Annotated in this window: 16 protein-coding genes; 5 read left to right on the forward strand and 11 right to left on the reverse strand. The window is 56.6% G+C overall.

Features of this window, described 5'->3' with window-relative positions:
- Positions 1-3: 3 nt before the first annotated feature.
- The 5 genes from ACIPF8_RS04835 to ACIPF8_RS04855 form a co-directional block, all read right to left on the reverse strand.
- Positions 4-420, reverse strand: a complete 417-nt coding sequence (locus tag ACIPF8_RS04835) for a RidA family protein (RefSeq protein WP_400417653.1) — start codon at positions 418-420, stop codon at positions 4-6.
- Positions 410-1,558 carry a DSD1 family PLP-dependent enzyme gene (locus ACIPF8_RS04840; protein WP_400417655.1) on the reverse strand — a complete coding sequence of 383 codons (1,149 nt, stop codon included), beginning with the start codon at positions 1,556-1,558 and terminating at the stop codon, positions 410-412. The genes ACIPF8_RS04835 and ACIPF8_RS04840 overlap by 11 nt, the downstream gene beginning before the upstream one ends.
- A 4-nt stretch (positions 1,559-1,562) precedes the next feature.
- Complete coding sequence (locus tag ACIPF8_RS04845; RefSeq protein WP_400417658.1) at positions 1,563-2,243, reverse strand: HAD-IA family hydrolase; 681 nt, start codon at positions 2,241-2,243, stop codon at positions 1,563-1,565.
- A gap of 110 nt (positions 2,244-2,353) precedes the next feature.
- Positions 2,354-3,259 (reverse strand): LysR family transcriptional regulator, encoded by a 906-nt coding sequence (locus ACIPF8_RS04850; RefSeq protein WP_400417660.1) that lies wholly within the window; start codon positions 3,257-3,259, stop codon positions 2,354-2,356.
- 205 nt (positions 3,260-3,464) lie between these two features.
- Entirely contained in the window at positions 3,465-4,349 is an 885-nt protein-coding gene (locus ACIPF8_RS04855; RefSeq protein ID WP_400417662.1) for a LysR substrate-binding domain-containing protein, read from the reverse strand.
- A gap of 268 nt (positions 4,350-4,617) precedes the next feature.
- Here ACIPF8_RS04855 and psrA point away from each other — a divergent pair, with 268 nt between their 5' ends.
- The 4 genes from psrA (at position 4,618) to phnY (ending at position 10,084) form a co-directional block, all read left to right on the forward strand.
- Positions 4,618-5,721, forward strand: a complete 1,104-nt coding sequence (gene psrA / locus ACIPF8_RS04860) for an iron-containing alcohol dehydrogenase PsrA (protein ID WP_400417664.1) — start codon at positions 4,618-4,620, stop codon at positions 5,719-5,721.
- A gap of 229 nt (positions 5,722-5,950) precedes the next feature.
- Positions 5,951-7,249, forward strand: coding sequence for an MFS transporter (locus ACIPF8_RS04865; protein ID WP_400417667.1), 1,299 nt, complete (start codon positions 5,951-5,953; stop codon positions 7,247-7,249).
- 102 nt (positions 7,250-7,351) lie between these two features.
- A complete protein-coding gene (gene phnA / locus ACIPF8_RS04870) occupies positions 7,352-8,584 on the forward strand; it encodes a phosphonoacetate hydrolase (RefSeq protein ID WP_400417669.1) in 1,233 nt (410 codons plus the stop codon).
- Positions 8,585-8,626: 42 nt separating this feature from the next.
- The gene (gene phnY / locus ACIPF8_RS04875; protein ID WP_400418200.1) at positions 8,627-10,084 is read left to right on the forward strand and encodes a phosphonoacetaldehyde dehydrogenase; all 1,458 of its coding nucleotides are present in this window, start codon (positions 8,627-8,629) and stop codon (positions 10,082-10,084) included.
- Between the two features lie 73 nt (positions 10,085-10,157).
- Here phnY and ACIPF8_RS04880 read toward each other — a convergent pair whose 3' ends face one another.
- Both ACIPF8_RS04880 and ACIPF8_RS04885 read right to left on the reverse strand, forming a co-directional pair.
- Complete coding sequence (locus ACIPF8_RS04880; protein ID WP_400417671.1) at positions 10,158-10,694, reverse strand: DUF2058 domain-containing protein; 537 nt, start codon at positions 10,692-10,694, stop codon at positions 10,158-10,160.
- 183 nt (positions 10,695-10,877) lie between these two features.
- On the reverse strand, positions 10,878-11,282 hold the full coding sequence (locus tag ACIPF8_RS04885) for a cupin domain-containing protein (protein ID WP_400417673.1): 405 nt from the start codon (positions 11,280-11,282) through the stop codon (positions 10,878-10,880).
- 178 nt (positions 11,283-11,460) lie between these two features.
- Here ACIPF8_RS04885 and ACIPF8_RS04890 point away from each other — a divergent pair, with 178 nt between their 5' ends.
- A complete protein-coding gene (locus ACIPF8_RS04890; protein ID WP_400417675.1) occupies positions 11,461-12,357 on the forward strand; it encodes a LysR family transcriptional regulator in 897 nt (298 codons plus the stop codon).
- A 44-nt stretch (positions 12,358-12,401) separates the two neighbouring features.
- Here the strand turns inward: ACIPF8_RS04890 and ACIPF8_RS04895 are convergent, their stop codons facing one another.
- From ACIPF8_RS04895 to ACIPF8_RS04910, 4 genes are all read right to left on the reverse strand, one after another.
- Entirely contained in the window at positions 12,402-13,196 is a 795-nt protein-coding gene (locus tag ACIPF8_RS04895; protein WP_400417678.1) for a transporter substrate-binding domain-containing protein, read from the reverse strand.
- A gap of 171 nt (positions 13,197-13,367) precedes the next feature.
- Positions 13,368-14,183 (reverse strand): pyrroline-5-carboxylate reductase, encoded by an 816-nt coding sequence (gene proC, locus ACIPF8_RS04900; RefSeq protein ID WP_400417680.1) that lies wholly within the window; start codon positions 14,181-14,183, stop codon positions 13,368-13,370.
- 9 nt (positions 14,184-14,192) lie between these two features.
- Positions 14,193-15,074 (reverse strand): IclR family transcriptional regulator, encoded by an 882-nt coding sequence (locus ACIPF8_RS04905; RefSeq protein WP_400417683.1) that lies wholly within the window; start codon positions 15,072-15,074, stop codon positions 14,193-14,195.
- Between the two features lie 65 nt (positions 15,075-15,139).
- Positions 15,140-16,732 carry an AMP-binding protein gene (locus tag ACIPF8_RS04910; RefSeq protein ID WP_400417686.1) on the reverse strand — a complete coding sequence of 531 codons (1,593 nt, stop codon included), beginning with the start codon at positions 16,730-16,732 and terminating at the stop codon, positions 15,140-15,142.
- Positions 16,733-16,750 lie beyond the last annotated feature (18 nt).

The following is a 16,750-nucleotide window of genomic DNA, read 5'->3' on the forward strand; positions in this document are numbered from 1 at the left end:
GCGCTAGCGCAATGCATCTTGACTGACTGCTGTAACTTCAATTTCTATTTTGAATCCAAAGTGCAGCGGGCCGGTCGGCACAATCGCGCGAGCCGGTCGCGCGCTTCCCGCCCATTGCGCGTAGATATCGTTGAAACGTGGCCAATTCGCGATATCGTCGAGATAGACGCGCACTTGCACCAGCTGCTCGACGCCGACACCGGCTGCCGCCAATGCATGCTTCACATTGGTGAGAACCTGTTCTGCCTGAACCTCGAAAGACGCGCCGATCAGCTTCTCTCCAGCAGCAGTGATCGGCAATTGACCGGACACGAAGACAAAGCCGTTGGCCACGGCCACATGGCTATAGTGACCGCCAGGCTTGGCGAGTAAGTGAGTTGCAGGGAAACTCGCTGAGGATTGTTCGATATCACCATCCATGAAAACGTCTCCATATAGTCAGTTCGCCGGTAGCGGCCAGAGCATGGTACTCGGGAAATTGCGCGCCCGTCGCGCAGGCATGATTTGGCAATATCCTGAGCTTCATTCCAATTGGAAATCGTGTGCGGACATCCTGTGCATCCGCCCCATCCGTTGTTTCTGATTGAACGGGTGAGAGAATGCCATGTTCCTGGTTCGCGCCACTCAGTATGTAGCCAGACAGCGGCCTGCCGTCGAGCGTACATGGCTGGCCGTAGCCAAAATCATGGGACTGTTTTGCGGTTCCGCGGTCGCGGCTCATCGCCATCCAGCCCGCATCCAGGATCGCCCAACCTTTATCCGCTTGATGCCCGATCACCGTGGTCAGCACGCTCAGGGCAATGTCGTCAAAGGCACATACGCCGACATTGTGCATCACCAAATCGAACAGGACGTAAACACCCGCCCGTACTTCCGTCACGCCATCCAGATTCTGTGCGGCGATTGCCGTCGGCGTCGAACCAACGCTGACACCTGCACATGGCAAGCCAATTTCTCGCAATCGTTGCGCCGCGCGCACGCAGCCGGCGCGCTCCTGTTCTGCCAGCTCCTGCAAGGCCTCACGCGCATTCAACTCGTAGCTGGAACCTGCGTGGGTCATGACGCCGCCAACCTTGATCTCGGCATCGCGCAGAATCTTGCCGACTTCCAGTAGCGCGTCTTCTTCAGGCGTAATGCCAGAACGATGGCCGTCTGTATCCACCTCAATCCAGATTTCGAAGTCGGCCTTGTGTTGGCGGCTAAATTCGACAACCGCAGCCGCTGCTGCCGGATTGTCCACCACCAGCTTCAGATCGCAGCCTTTTCTTTTGAGCGCCATCGCCCTGGGTAACTTTGACGGATCGACGCCAACTGCGTAAAGAATATCCACCACGCCGGCGGCAAAAAATTCTTCTGCCTCTTTGAGTGTCGATACCGTTATGCCGCGCGCTCCGGCGGCAATCTGCGCACGGACGACCTCGACGCATTTGGTGGTTTTAACGTGGGGACGAAATTTCACTCCGAGCTCGCGCATGTGCTCTTGCATCAGGGAGATGTTCTTTTCCATCTGAGGGATGTCAATCACTGCGGCAGGTGTGTCAAGTAAGTCTAGTGTCATGGGATTACCTTGCATGATTGCTGGCCGATGTACCGAATTGCGCTGCCCACGCGACGAGGCCATCGAGATTGGGAGATGCCATATCGGGAGGTGGCGCGCCCTCGACCAGCGCAAGCCCGACCCGATTGTGCCAATAGGTTTTCAAACCCGTTTTTGCAGTGCCAAACATGTCGTAGCTAGAACCGGCAACGAACGCAGCGTCTGCTGCGAGCACACCCAGCTTGTCCAAGGTCATGCGATAGGGCAGTGGATCCGGTTTATATACGCCGGCTTCTTCGGCCGTAATGATCGCATCCCACTTGACGGGAAATATCTGCGCCGCTTGCCTGCCTAGCCGTGTCGAACAATTCGTCACAACCGCAAGCTTGCAGTGTGCTTGAAGTTGCTCCAGTGCCTCCACCGCGCCGCTCCATGGCGCAAGCTGGAGCCAATTATTTTCCAGGGCACGTGGCGCAGATTTCGCAAGTCCGACGTTTGCCGCAGCTTCCTCGACCAGGGTCTCGTAAGCGACGTACTTCCCGCAGCCGTAGGTCAGGCGCAGATATTCGGCCCGCCAGGCGCGGCCGGCCTGTTCTGAACCGGCAGATTGATTCCATAGCGTCCACGAGTCCAGGAGTGCGGTGAGCAGATCGAAAAGTATCGCTTTGGGATATTGGGGATCAACAGTGGTCGAAGCTAGTTTCAAGGCAGCAGCCCTTTCCATAATCGAAATGAATCGTTGAATCCGATTATAGAGTTTGAAAAGGTGCCGTTACTTAAGATTACTTAATTCTAATATTTAATAAAATTAACTTATCAAGCACGCCATGGCGGCGTGGGCTTGAATCCGCTCTGGAGATATTCCATGAAGTGCCTGGTACGCGCCGGTAGACCTGTGCGGTTGTGCGTCAGTGCGATTACGTTGGCGTCTGGCGTTTTCCACGACGGGAAAAGCCTGATCAGCCGTCCGCTTTGCAGGTCGTCAGCGACATCCCATTCAGATCGCAGGATCACACCGCGGCCTTCGCAACCCCAACGCCGAATGACATCGCCGTCATTGCAACTCAGCTTCGACGAAACTCGGACACTGCGGCTGGTTTTACCTTTGCTGAAATTCCACAAGGAGACGTCTTCGTTATTTTCCGACAAGACGATACACGGCAGATGCGCCAGTTCGTCCGGGGTGGTTGGATTGCCAAAACGTTTGATGAACGACGGCGAAGCGCAGACGAATCTGGCGTTTGGCGCAATGGCAAACCCAACCAGATTGGATGCCTGCAGTTCGCCGATGTGAATGACGACATCGAAACGATCAACTGTTTCGGTCAGCGGGCGGTCGGAGAGTGTCAATGCAATCGTGACGTCGGGGTGCTGCCGCTGAAAGTCGGCAATGATCGGCGCCAGATAGCGGCGTCCAAATCCCAGCGGTGCGTTGACCCTCAAGGTGCCAACTAATCCGCCGCTACGTTCGTGCAAGTCGTCAAACAGCGCATCGAACTGCTGCAGCAGTTCGCCACCGCGCTGGCATAGGAGCTGCCCTTCCTCCGTAAAGAGAAGTTTGCGGGCGGTGCGATCCACCAGCCTCATGGATAATTTCTTTTCCAGGAGCTGCAAGCGCTGCGTCACCGCAGAGGGGGTCAAACCCAGTTTCCGCGAAGCGGCAGTGAGACTTCCACTGTCCCGAATGGTGAGAAGGAACCGGATATCAGTGGATTCTGTCATTGCAGATTTTTTAACTTCAAGAGTTAGTCAGTTTAAATCTCTTAAGCTGATCCGGCAACCGACGGACGACGGGCAAGCTGACACGGGTCAACTCAGGCGTGGATGGCAGCGCTGCCGGAAAAACAATAGTCAGTGAAGATATTGGTTTTCGTATCAAGCCATGGGCCGCCGCGCCGCAGACGCGCGCCACACGTTGCCAATAACACTACTTTTTACGCGCAGCTTTCGGCGCCGTCCCCAATTCAAGCACGCTGCTGATCAGGGGGCGATTCTTTCGCACGGCAAGTGCGCACATGTAATAGTCGATGGTCACCGGTGCGCCTTTAAGTTTGATGGCTTTCGTTCCCGGTATCGCCACGTATTCGATCTCGGATACAAAGCCAATCCCGAGGCCTTCCGCAATCGCATGCATGATGGCTTCCCGGCTGTTGAGCTCCATTACGCAATTGATCTCGATGCCCTGATTGCGGCAGGCGCTCTCCAGCAGATCGCGCGTCTTTGAACCCGGCTCCCGCATGATGAGCGCTTCATTCCGGATGCTCGTCAATGGCACGGATGATTTGTTGGCCCACGGGTGATCGTCTCTGACGACTGCGACAATGGGATAGGTGCGATACGGAACGACGTGCAAACGTTTGTCGGGATCGATGATCGCCAGAATTGCGACGTCGATCGTAAAATCATAGAGCCGGGCGAGTGTTTCCTTTTCCGAATTGATCGAGATCGCGAATTCGATGCCCGGATGCTTGCGCATTAATTCGTAGGTCAGGTTCATCACCACAGGCGGTGAAACGGCGCCAATACGCAGCAAGCCTGTTTTTTTGGAATGCAGGCTTTGCAACAGTTGGATCGCCTCATCCTCCTGGCCGAAAATGCCTTCCGTGATTTCATACAGGCGTCGCCCCGCGTCGGTTAGCTCAACGTGCCGACCGCGCCGGTAGAACAGCTCCACGGCGAACTTGTCTTCCAACGCCCTGACTTGCTCGCTGATGGTTGGCTGGCCGATTTTCAGGTAGCTTGCCGCGGCAGTAAAGCTGTGCGTCTTGGCCACGGCGTGGAACGAGCGTATCCATTTATGGTACTGGTACATACATATCCTTTAAGACGCATCTGTTCAGTCGCCAGCTACATGGCCTCGCCGCGATTCAACAATACGCAATTTGCAATTCACTTCTCGCAGCAATACACGCGGCCTCTTGTCACCATCTCGCCAAATCACGCATTCCCGGTCAATGAATAGCGCCGTGCTGTTATCGGTTGAAACGATAGAAGCACCATAATAATCGATTTGTTCTCCAACACATCCACGCCGACAATCGCTCCACTGAGAACCTACAGCCAATCAACAGGAGACATTCATGGCGCAACGATTCTATAACCCCGTCGCAACCCATTTTGGTCCCGGCAGCCTGCAAGAACTGCCCGGGATAATCAATGGCGCAAAGGTGGTGGTGGTGACGTTTCCCGAAGCGCGTTCATTGGGCCTTCTTAAAAAGCTGGAAGATTTGCTTGGCGATCGGCTGGCTTATGTGATTGACAACGTCCTTCCTAATCCGGACGTTTCACAGCTGACTGAAATGTATAACCGGTTCTGGCGTGACGAACACGCATGCGATACCGTTGTCGCCTTGGGAGGCGGAAGTGCGATCGATACCGCCAAGGCATTAATAGTAGGAACGGAAGGCGGCAATTTCGATGAATTGCTGGCCCTGCTTGCCGATGGCAAACCGTTCACGCCAAGCAGAGCAAAGACACTTATTGCGATCCCGACGACGGCCGGCACAGGAAGCGAAGTGACGCCGTGGGCAACCATTTGGGATTCGGAGAAACAAAAGAAATACTCATTGCACCTCGATTGCACCTGGCCCAAAGCCGCGATTGTAGACCCGGAGTTAATGCTCACCCTGCCCAAATCCATTACCATTTCCACCGGACTGGACGCGCTATCGCACGCGCTGGAGTCAATCTGGAACGTTAATGCGAATCCGATTTCTGACGCTTTCGCAATCGGCGCAATCCACGACATCATGGCCTGCCTGCCGCCGCTCGCAAAGGACCTCAACAATAAAACACTGCGCTCATCCATGGCGCTCGCCGCGATGAAGGCAGGGTTGGCATTCTCCAATACCAAAACCGCCCTTGCCCACTCCATTTCCTACGAGATGACCCTGCGCTACGGGCTGCCACACGGCATCGCCTGCTCGTTCACACTTCCCCTGGTTCTCGACATGGCCTGGGGCGAGCGCCCCGATCGAGACGCCGCTCTGCAGAGGGCGTTCAATACAGATCGCAAAACTGCAGTGAGCCGTTTGCGAGACTTTCTGCATCAGCTGGAAGTGGGGACCGAGTTTTCCGACTACGGCGTTTCAGGGCAGGAAGCGCAGGAGATGCTACAGCACGCCATGCAAGGCCCACGAGGAAAAAATTTCATCGGTACAAAAACTGCAGTTGCCTTGTCCTGAACTGGAGTGATGGATTGAAGATTCAATCAAGTCATCGATTGAAGGGAGAACTTGGAAGAAGCCCTGAAATTTTCACGAATCATTTTTTTATTCCCGTGGAGGAGCAAAACACCCGCAATATCCTGAAATATCAGTAAATCAAAAAAACAAAAAATTACCTTTTCCAACTAAGTGGGAATGAGGTTTCCGGGAAACAGCAAATCGGATACCTCTATAAAGGAGACATGCAATGAGTTACGTATATGCGGCGTCAGATCCGCTCGTAGCAACCAACACCAGCTTTCGCAGGGCGCAATGGAGAATGCTTCTTGCGGCGATGCTTTGCTATCTGTTTTTCTACACCGGCAGACAGACCTTTGGCTTCGCAATTCCTGGCATTCAAAAAGAATTTGGCTTATCCAAAGAGGCCTTGGGCTGGGTATCCAGCGCGATGCTATGGTCATATGCCATCGGGCAGGCAATCAACGGCAATCTCGCCGACAAGTTCGGCGGCCGCCGGATCATGAGTTTGGGCGCCATTCTTTCCTGCGCGGCCAATTGGATCGTGAGCTTTTCGAGTGGCTTCGGCAGTCTGATTTTTCCATGGGCGATTAACGGTTATTTCCAGGCATTGGGATGGGCGCCAGGCAGCCGCCTGCTGTCGAATTGGTGGGGCATTGGCGAGCGCGGTAAGGTATATGGATTTTATGTGTTCGCTGCGGGCTGCGCGTCAGTGCTTTCCTACGTCACCTCCATTGCCGTGCTCGATGTGTTGCATCTCGATTGGCGCTGGATATTCCGGATCCCGGTCCTGTTAATGCTTGGCGGCGGCGTGTTCTTCTATCTGGTTGCTCGCGAGCGGCCGGAAGACCTGGGCTTCCAGCCCTTGGATACCGGCGTTGCCAACCAGGGCGATCAAGCGCATGCGGTCCAGGACGAGCAACAGGAATCTTCATGGGCCCGCTACAAGGCCGTATTGACAAACTGGCGCCTGATTGTGGCGGCGCTTTCCCTCGGCTTTCAAAACGCCGCCCGATACGGTCTCATTGTCTGGGTTCCGGTCCATTTTTTCGGATCGAACTGGGCCAAGTCGCCGGACGCGCTTATTGACCCTAAATGGATCAGTGTCGCTCTGCCGGTGGGAATGGCAATCGGTGCGCTCAGTAACGGCTGGATATCGGATCGCTTGTTCGGCTCGAAGAGATATAAAGCCATCATGCTCTACATGGTCTTGGGTGCAATCACGACCATGTGGATGTTTACGATCCCCGGCAATTCAATGCTTGGCATCATGGCGCTCTTCCTCTGCGGCTTCTTTGTGTACGGACCGGCGTCGTCGTTCTGGGCCTTGTGTCCGGATCTTGTCGGCTCGCGCCGTGCCGGCACCGCGACAGGCATCATGAATTTCTCATCCTACCTGTTTGCAGGTCTTGGCGAACCGCTGATCGGCAGAATGCTGGATCACTCTGGCAATACTGCGCTGATATTTCCGATTGTCGCCGTCAGCTGCGTCATCAGCGCGTCTGTTGCGATGTTCATCAAGCGCTAACGTAACCGCCCGCATATTTCATGTGCGCGCATCGGACGCATCATGCACGAGCATGCTTCAGCAGATGCCGTCCGATTTTTTTCAAAACCGAAAGGCGAAATAATGTCCAGCACAAAAACCCTGCAGGTCAATGGCCGCAGCTACCCATGGATGACGCAGCCGGTTGTCGTGGTATGTGTCGATGGCTGCGAACAGGAATATATCAACCAGGCGATTCAAGCCGGCGTCACGCCGTTCCTGAAAAAAATGGTGGCGCAAGGAACCGTGTTGACCGGTGACTGCGTGGTTCCCAGCTTTACCAATCCAAACAATTTGTCGATCGTCACCGGCGCGCCGCCTTCCGTGCATGGCATCTGCGGCAACTACTTCCTGGACCGCGAAGCGAATCAGGAAGTCATGATGAATGATGCCAAATACCTGCGCGCCGGCACGATATTTGAAGCCTTCTCCAACGCCGGCGCCAAGGTCGCCGTAATCACGGCCAAGGACAAATTGCGCGGCTTGCTTGGCCACAAGATGCGTGGCGGCGTGTGCTTCTCGGCAGAGAAGGCCGATCAGGCCACGCTGGAACAAAACGGCGTAACGAATTTACTGGAGCTGGTCGGCATGCCGCTGCCGTCGGTGTATAGCGCCGAATTGTCAGAGTTCGTGTTTGCCGCCGGCGTCAAACTCTTGGAGACACAGCGTCCGGACATCATGTATCTCTCGACCACCGATTACATCCAGCATAAATTCGCCCCCGGCACGCCGGGCGCGAATGCCTTTTACGCGATGATGGATCACTATCTGACGCAACTCGACGCACTCGGCGCAGTGATCGGCCTGACCGCCGATCATGGCATGAACGCCAAGACCGACAGTGCCGGCACGCCCAACGTGATTTATCTGCAGGACGTGCTGGACGCCAAAGTGGGCAGCGATAAAACCCGAGTCATTTTGCCGATTACCGATCCTTACGTCGTGCACCACGGCGCATTGGGTTCCTACGCCACTGTGTACCTGAACGAGGGAACGGATCTGGCGAGCGTTTCACGGCAGATCCACGCAATCGCCGGAGTGGAGTTGGTGTTGACTCGCGCTGAGGCCGCTGCCCGCTTTGAGTTACCGGAAGATCGTATCGGCGATTTGGTGGTTGTCAGCGAACGCCTGACCGTGATCGGCACGTCCGCCAGCCGCCACGACCTGTCCGAATTGAAGCTGCCATTGCGTTCGCATGGCGGCATCTCGGAACAGCGCGTGCCGCTGATGTTCAATCGCAAACTCGGCGCGATCCCGTCTGACCATCGGCTGCGTAATTTTGATGTGTTTTACCTGGCGATGCATGCCGCGGCCTGATGCCTGCAAATGAGTTTTGAATAATCTGGAGATGAAATGTCAATGCTAAGCGAACTGAGCAAAATCAAAGATGGCGAACCGTTGCATCAAAAGATGCGGATTGCCGGCAAACTGGTCGGTAATGAACGCCTGATCGAAGTGTTAAACCCCTACAACGGCAAGTTGGTCGGGACGATCCCGAAAGCGACCGTCGGCGATATCCGCGACGCCTTTCGCATCGCGCAGCAGTTCAAGTCGAAGCTGACGCGCTTCGAACGTTCCAAGATCATGCTGCGAGCGGCGGAAATATTGCGCGCCAATACCGATGCCGTTTCCGATTTGATCACTGCCGAAGCCGGGCTGTGCAAGAAGGACTCGCTGTATGAAGTGGGCCGGGCCTGCGACGTCTTTGTCTTTGCCGCCAATCAGGCGCTGGTGGACGATGGCCAGGTGTTTTCCTGCGACCTGACGCCACATGGCAAGCAACGCAAAGTCTACACAATGAAAGAACCGTTGCTCGGCGCCATCTCGGCCATCACACCGTTCAATCATCCGTTGAATCAGGTGGCACACAAAGTGGCGCCGTCGATTGCGACGAATAACCGGATGGTGTTGAAGCCAACCGAGAAGACGCCATTCTCCGCGCTGTTGCTCGCCGATATTTTGTATGAAGCCGGATTGCCGCCGGAAATGTTTTCCGTCGTCACTGGCGATCCAAAAGAAATCGCCGATGAAATGCTGACCAATGCCGATGTCGATCTGGTCACCTTCACCGGTGGCGTGCCGATCGGAAAATACATCGCCGGCAAGGCAGTCTACAAGCGCCAAGTGCTGGAGCTGGGCGGCAACGATCCGATCATCGTGATGGAGGATGCCGATATCGAAGAGGCTGCGACATTGGCGGTGTCGGGCTCGTACAAGAATTCCGGCCAGCGCTGCACCGCGATCAAGCGCATGATCGTGCACCAGGCGGTGGCGGATGAATTTGTCGAGAAGCTTGTCGCCAAGACCCAGGCGATAAAATTTGGCGATCCGATGGACCCGCACAACGACATGGGAACAGTGATCGACGAACGTGCCGCGATAGAGTTCGAAGCCAAAGTGAAGGATGCCGAGCGTCACGGCGCCAGGCTGTTATACGGCAATATCCGCAAAGGCGCGTTGTACTCGCCGACAGTGCTGGACCATGTTCCCGCCGACTGCAAGCTGGTTGCCGAAGAAACCTTCGGGCCGGTATCACCGGTGATTCGCTGCACCGATATTGCCGACGCCATCCGGATTTCGAATTCGACGCCATATGGTTTGTCGTCATCGGTCTGCACCAACCGCATGGACTACATCACCCGTTTCGTTCGTGAACTGGAAGTAGGCAGCGTCAATGTGCGGGAGGTGCCGGGCTATCGCCTGGAGCTGACGCCGTTTGGCGGCATCAAGGACTCGGGTCTCGGTTACAAGGAAGGCGTGCTGGAAGCGATGAAAAGCTTCTCCAACACCAAGACGTATTCGCTACCCTGGAACTGACCCGACGTCGCCTGCATTGCTTGTACATTGGGTGTACAAGCGCTTGCCGCCCCGATTCGGGGCGGCGCCAGAACTACCACATCAAGTCGTCCGGGATCTGGAAGGCTGCGTAGGGATCGTCCGCATCGATTTCGGTGCTGGTCTTGTTGACCCGCACGACCAGCGACGCATCGCGTTCGGCGATCTTGTCAGCGATCACCCTTGGCACCAAATCCCTGCTGGCGCCCTGACAGATGATCACCAGGCGCCCGGCGATCAAATGGCCCTGCACCGCGGCCGATACATATAGCCGTTCGATCTTGTTGTCATAGGTGAAATTGTAGGCAATATCGCCGCCACCTGTGCTCTGGCGATTCTTTTGCACCATCTGTGCAATTTGCGCCATGATCGCCTTCTGGGCTGCGGCCGCATCGCGCTGGGCATTGAGTTCGCGCGCCCGCTCGGCATTCTTGCGCTGCGTTTCCAGCGCCGCCAGGCGCGATTCATCAACGCTGACCGTGCCGCTGCGGCGCTCAGCCTTCTTCTGCTTGTTCTTGTCCTGGTTGACCAGTTTGACTTTGGTCTTGTCGACCAGGCCCGCTTTTAAAAACTGTTCTTGCAAAGAAGCCATGTGCTATTCCATAAATTGGATCCATCGGCGCGGACAGAGGCGCCGGCCGGCGGAAAGACGCTAGCATAGCAAATATCGGCTCCGCTGCCAGCGACTGATGGCTTCAACCCGCCGCGCCCAATACGACTATCGCTCCCTGGGAGCAACACAGCTCTGGGGCGATTACCTCGCCCAGTTCGCTGCTTATATCGGCTGCGGCTGGTATTGCCGGTCGCTGACCTGTTCCATGAAATCAGCCGTCTTGCCTTCGAATTCCTCCTGGATGGCGACGTGGGTCATGGCCGTAGCTACCGATGCGCCATGCCAGTGTTTTTCTCCGGCGGCGATCCAGACGACATCGCCCGCATTGATTTCTTGTATCGGCCCTTCCCAAAGCTGGATCAGGCCGCGCCCGGCAGTCACGATCAGTGTCTGGCCCAACGGATGGGTATGCCATGCGGTCCGGGCGCCGGGTTCAAACGTCACGCTGACGCCAAGTGCACGCGCCGGAGCGTTCGCAGGGAACAACGGATCGACGCGCACGGTGCCGGTGAAATACTCCGCAGGGCCTTTGGCTGATGGCTGGCTGCCGCTTCGTGTGATGTTCATGTCTATATATCCTTTGCTTGATGGGTGTGGTTAGTCATGCGACGACTGCGGCTCGGTCGGGCGCTCAAGCAGTTCGTCAACTCATGGCCGAACTTTACAGAGCACAAAGGCATTTGATTAGACGGTACAATCGGCATGATCTTATGAGTTTGATTCATCAATTGTGCGGATGGCAAAAATGGCAAGAGAAAATTTCAACGATCTGATTGCCTTCATCGCCGTCGCCCGCGAAGGGAGCTTTACCCGAGCGGCAGCGCAGCTCGGCGTATCGCAATCGGCGTTGAGCCATACGATCCGTAGCCTGGAGACAAGATTGGGGCTACGGCTGCTGACGCGGACCACGCGCAGCGTGTCGCCGACTGAAGCCGGCGAACGCCTGCTATCGACCGTGGCGCCGCGCCTTGATGAGATCGACGCAGAACTAGCCGCCTTGAACGACCTGCGGGAAAAGCCGGCCGGCAACATCCGCATCTCGGCTGCCGACCATGCGGCCAACAGCGTGCTGTGGCCAAAATTGGCGACATTCCTGCCCGACTATCCAGACATCAAAGTCGAAATTACGACCAATTACGGCCTGATCGATATTGTTGCCGAGCGTTTCGACGCCGGCGTGCGCCTGGGCGACCAGGTGGCAAAGGACATGATCGCCGTGCGCATCGCGCCGGACTTGCGGATGGTGGTTGTCGGCTCCCCGGCCTACTTTTCGAGGTGCGCGCCGCCGCAGACACCGCATGAACTGGCGACGCATGATTGCATCAACCTGCGGCTGCCCACCTATGGCGGCCTTTATGCCTGGGAATTCAAGAAGGATGGTCATGAACTGAACGTGCGTGTCCAGGGCCAGTTGGTGTTCAATAACAGTCCGGCGATCCTGACAGCGGCGCTAGCCGGATTTGGCCTGGCCTATGTGCCCGAAGATATGGTGCAAGAACATGTGGCAGAAGGGCGTCTCAAGCGGGTGCTGGAGGATTGGAGCCCGGATTTTCCGGGGTACCACCTGTATTACCCGAGCCGCCGTCAGTCGATGCCTGCCTTCGCTTTGCTGGTCGATGCATTGCGCTATCGTCCATCATAACGAAGCGCGCATGATTGAGAATACGACGGCGACGCCGAAGTAGCTTACTCAAACTGAGTAGCCAGTTTTCCAGGTAACGGCACGTTCAGCCATTTTTTCACGATGGCGTTCAACTCATTGTTCTTCTTCGCTTGCGTCAGCGCGGCATTCACTTTCGCCATCAGCGCCGGCTCTTCCTTCAACAGACCGACGTAGCAGGCAGATTCCTGAATGATGTATTTCATTTGCGGCTTGTTGCTGACGGCCTTTTCGGCCAGCGCAACGGCGACGAAATCGCCGGTGCCGACCAGTTGCACTTGCCCGGCCAGATACGCGGCGATCATGCCGTTGTTGTCTTCATAGCGTTTGATCACGGCGCTGGGCGGCGCGGTTTCCGTCAACTGGCTGTCCTGGAATGTACCGCGGGCGACGCCGATGGTTTTTCCGGCCAGGTCTGCCGGGCCGGAGACCTTGATGGCGGCGGGACCGAAGACGCTGTTGTTGTAGGGTGAATACGGCTGCGAAAAGGCGATGACCTTTTCACGCTCGGCATTCTTGCCCAATGTCGAAATCGCCAGGTCGGCCTTGCGCGTTTGCAGATAGGCGATGCGGTTGGCGCTGGTGACCGGCACCAGCTCCAGTTTCAAGCCCATGTTCTTGGCGACCAACGCTGCGACATCGATATCGAGACCCTGCAACTTCATGTCCGCTGTGACGGAACCGAACGGCGCAAAATCCTGCGGCACCGCTATCCGCAGGATGCCGCGCTTCTGGATATCGGCCAGGGCATCGGCCTGGGCGGTTTGCACTGCCATGACGCAAAGAACGACGGAAAGCAGCAAGAGTTTTGCAAATCTCATCGAATCACCTGGAGGAAGATGGTTATGTGTGGACTATCTCGATGCTTTATACATCGGAATTAGCGAACATGTAATTTTTATGCAAAATATATGCCACGATGCACTGCAACCAAGCCACTTGGCCTGCCGTCTTCGATCGAAGTCCGACCGCCTATTTTTCCGACGCCAGCATCAAGAATGCTCGCCCAGTTCACGACTGCGGGTAGTCGCGGCCTGCACCGCGCGGGTGATTGCTGCGCAGAAGTCATCCTGCTGCAAACTATTCAAGCCGGCGAATGTTGTCCCGCCTTTTGAGGTAACCCGCTCACGCAACAGCGCCACCTCATCATCGGACTGCAATGCCAGCTGCGCGGCGCCGGCGACGGTTTCCAGCACCAGCAATTTGCTGTCGGCGGTGCTCAAGCCGACTTCCATCGCGGCTTGCTGCATCGCTTCCATAAAATAAAAAACAAAAGCCGGGCCGCTGCCGGAGACACCGGTGACCGCGTCCAATGACTGTTCCGCCTGCAGCCACAAGGTTTTGCCAACGGCGGCCATGACAGTGTCGGCATGCAGCCGTTGCTCGGCGCTCACACCGGGCATCGCAAACATGCCGGTCATGCCGCGTCCGATCAGCGCCGGCATGTTCGGCATGGCCCGCACCACGGCGGCATAGCCTTGCAGCCCGGCAGATAATTCTGCAGTGCGGATACCTGCGGCAATCGAAATGACCAATTGGTGCCGGAGCTGTGCGGCGATATCCTGCAACACCGGCGCTATCTGCTGCGGCTTGACTGCCAGGATCAGGATATCGCAGTGCGCCACTGCATCTGCCACATCGCGGTCAACCGACACGCCAAATTGCTGCGACAGTTGCTGCAGGGTCTGCGGATTGACATCGATGACGTTGATATTCCCGGCTGGCGTAAAACGATTGACCAGCCCCTTGATCAAGGCAGCCGCCATATTGCCGCCACCGATGAAGGTAATGTTGGGCTGCTGTGACATGCTCATCGCCTACTTCCTTTGTACAGAAATGGCGCGCGCCGCCGACATCACCAGGTTTGCATAGCGGCTTTCGTCGCTATCGGCGCCCCAGCGCGCCTTGGTGACGGCAACGTTGACAGCGCCGATACCGCGGCCACGGGCATCCTTGACAGCCGCCGCCGTAGAGACGTCGCCGAGGAAATACTCTTCCTTGATGTGGGCATAGCCTTGCGCACGAAAAGTCGCCAACCGCTGCTTGATTTTCTTCGGATCGACGATCGTGAACGGGGTATGTTGCCGCAATTCGGATGCGCCCAATACCGCATCGACTTCGTCATCGCCCATGGTCGACAGCAGCGCCAGCCCGGAAGCCGTGCAATATGCCGGGATGCGTGTGCCGGTGACCACGGTCGGATTCAGCACATGGCGGCTGACGATACGCTGGACGAAAACCACATCGGTGCCGTCGAGTATGGTCAGGTTGGTGGTTTCCTCGGTTTCCTGGCTTAGCTGCTGCAGATAGGGCGTCGCCCTGGTGACCAGTTCACTGGATGACAGATAGTGATAAGCAAAATCGAGCAACTTCGGCGACAGCTCATATTTGCGGCTTTCTTCATCCTTGTTCAGATAGCCCAGGACGGTCAGCGTGTACGTGAAGCGTTGCGCCGCACTCAGGTCGAAACCGGTGAGGGCGGCAATTTGCGACAGGGACAACTGCCGCTGCTGGCCATCGAAGGCCATCAGGACACGCATGCCCTTCTCTACCGAGTTCACATACAGCGGCGAATCTACGGCGCTGGCGCTGGCATTGGCAGCCTCAACGCCCGAACTGGCGGCCGTCTTTTCCGTTGTCGATTCCTTGCCGGTTTTTTTCTTGCGTGCTGCAACAGCTTTGCCTGCGTCTGCGCTCATGGGGTCACTGGCCGTCCGCTTGGCAGACCGGCTTTTTGGTTGAGGAAAGGATCTATTATCGCTGTTCATTGGTTTTTTGCGCTATCTGGCGTATCGCATCGTTGTTTGTCGTTCACGGCCGACGGTGGCTGGACACGGCGGTCCCATGCCAATTCGACCTCACGCGGCAACAAATGCTTTTTAATGCGTTCGCTCAATGTCAGCTCGAACGCGTCGATTTTCAGGAAATAGCGCGGCAGCTGGTAGCTGGCAAGCCTGGATTGCGCCCATTGCGCCAGATCGCTGAACCGGATCTCGCAGCCAGGCTTGGATTGCACGTACAGCATGATTTCCTGCTCGCCGATGGCGCTGTCGACGCCAACCGCTGCGGCTGCCGCCACCGCCGGATGGGTAACGAACACCCGCTCGATTTCCCATGCCGATACGTTTTCGCCACGCACCCGCATGCTATCGGTACGGCGACCGACAAAATACAAATCTCCATCCGCATCCATGCGCGCAGAATCGCCCGTATACAGTTTTCCGTTTCGCACTGCCGCTGCGCTGGCCTCGGGATTGTCCAGGTAATGCGGCAAGAAGGTACCGTCAATCGCACTCGACACCACGATCTGCCCGATATCGCCGACGGCCACCGGTTGGTCATGGTCATCCAGCAATTCAACCTTCAGCCATGGCAACGCACGGCCGATGGAGCCGGGCTTGCCGCTGGCATTGACGGTAGTGAAACTGGAGCCTTCTGTCATGCCATAGCATTCGCGCAAATCCAACTGCAAGCGCGCGATCACCGCATCCCAGGCCTTGACCGAGACGCCGGCGCCCCACGCCACGCGCAAGGTATGGCTGGCGGGTTGCTGCGGCAACTGCATCAATATGTCCAGGATTCCGCCCAGATAGTGCAGATGTGTAGCCTGCGACGTTTCTATCTGTTGCCAGAAGCGGCTCGCCGAAAAGCGCTCGACGATATGCAATTCGACTTGCTGCAGAAACGGCACCAGCATCATCTGCGCGCCGCCGATATGGCACAGTGGCTCCCAGACGAACATACGATCACCGGCGCCGGCGCCGGAAACGCTCAAGGTCGCCTCGCTGGCAATCCGCATCATCCGATGGGTAAAGACTACGCCCTTCGGCGCACCGGTAGTGCCGGAGGTATAGATCAGGCACAAGGTATCGTCGGCACTGACCGCTGCGGCGCGCGGCAGCCAGGCCTTGCTTGGCAAATCGCTCATGTCTTCCAGCCAGACCAGGCGCGACTGCAAATCCGGCAGGTCCGACAAGACCTCGGCAAACCCGCGTTGCGCGATGAACAAGTTCGGCTTGCAATGGCCAAGCAGATAGTCGATACCCGGCCCTTTCAGGCGCGTATTCACCGGCACCCACACCACGCCACTCAGCATCAGCGCGTAGATCAGGGCGATATGGTCCAGCCCATTTTCCAGCATCAAAGCGACACGATCGCCGCGGCAAATGCCTTTTGCGTCGAGCCAGGTTTGCATCGCACCGACACGATTGGCCATGTCGGCGAATGAAGTTTTGGCGCCGTTGAACTCAAGCAGCGTGCGCTGCTCCATTTTCATCAAGCCATCATGCAACAGCGGCACGACGTCGAGATTGTCGCGAGATGAACGAACAGGAAAATAATCGGAATAGTTGTGCATGTTAATTTCTTGGTCAAT

The organism is Collimonas sp. NPDC087041, from assembly GCF_044745265.1.
In the GTDB taxonomy this organism is placed as follows: Bacteria; Pseudomonadota; Gammaproteobacteria; order Burkholderiales; family Burkholderiaceae_D; genus Collimonas.

Bases quoted from the DNA above. Each gene is read 5' to 3' on its own strand.
- ACIPF8_RS04850 (WP_400417660.1), bottom strand. From the start codon at position 3,259: ATGACAGAATCCACTGATATCCGGTTCCTTCTCACCATTCGGGACAGT.
- ACIPF8_RS04910 (WP_400417686.1), bottom strand. From the start codon at position 16,732: ATGCACAACTATTCCGATTATTTTCCTGTTCGTTCATCTCGCGACAAT.
- phnY (WP_400418200.1), top strand. From the start codon at position 8,627: ATGCTAAGCGAACTGAGCAAAATCAAAGATGGCGAACCGTTGCATCAA.
- ACIPF8_RS04895 (WP_400417678.1), bottom strand. From the start codon at position 13,196: ATGAGATTTGCAAAACTCTTGCTGCTTTCCGTCGTTCTTTGCGTCATG.
- ACIPF8_RS04840 (WP_400417655.1), bottom strand. From the start codon at position 1,558: ATGACACTAGACTTACTTGACACACCTGCCGCAGTGATTGACATCCCT.
- ACIPF8_RS04905 (WP_400417683.1), bottom strand. From the start codon at position 15,074: ATGAGCGCAGACGCAGGCAAAGCTGTTGCAGCACGCAAGAAAAAAACC.
- ACIPF8_RS04865 (WP_400417667.1), top strand. From the start codon at position 5,951: ATGAGTTACGTATATGCGGCGTCAGATCCGCTCGTAGCAACCAACACC.
- ACIPF8_RS04880 (WP_400417671.1), bottom strand. From the start codon at position 10,694: ATGGCTTCTTTGCAAGAACAGTTTTTAAAAGCGGGCCTGGTCGACAAG.
- psrA (WP_400417664.1), top strand. From the start codon at position 4,618: ATGGCGCAACGATTCTATAACCCCGTCGCAACCCATTTTGGTCCCGGC.
- phnA (WP_400417669.1), top strand. From the start codon at position 7,352: ATGTCCAGCACAAAAACCCTGCAGGTCAATGGCCGCAGCTACCCATGG.
- ACIPF8_RS04835 (WP_400417653.1), bottom strand. From the start codon at position 420: ATGGATGGTGATATCGAACAATCCTCAGCGAGTTTCCCTGCAACTCAC.
- ACIPF8_RS04885 (WP_400417673.1), bottom strand. From the start codon at position 11,282: ATGAACATCACACGAAGCGGCAGCCAGCCATCAGCCAAAGGCCCTGCG.
- proC (WP_400417680.1), bottom strand. From the start codon at position 14,183: ATGTCACAGCAGCCCAACATTACCTTCATCGGTGGCGGCAATATGGCG.
- ACIPF8_RS04890 (WP_400417675.1), top strand. From the start codon at position 11,461: ATGGCAAGAGAAAATTTCAACGATCTGATTGCCTTCATCGCCGTCGCC.
- ACIPF8_RS04855 (WP_400417662.1), bottom strand. From the start codon at position 4,349: ATGTACCAGTACCATAAATGGATACGCTCGTTCCACGCCGTGGCCAAG.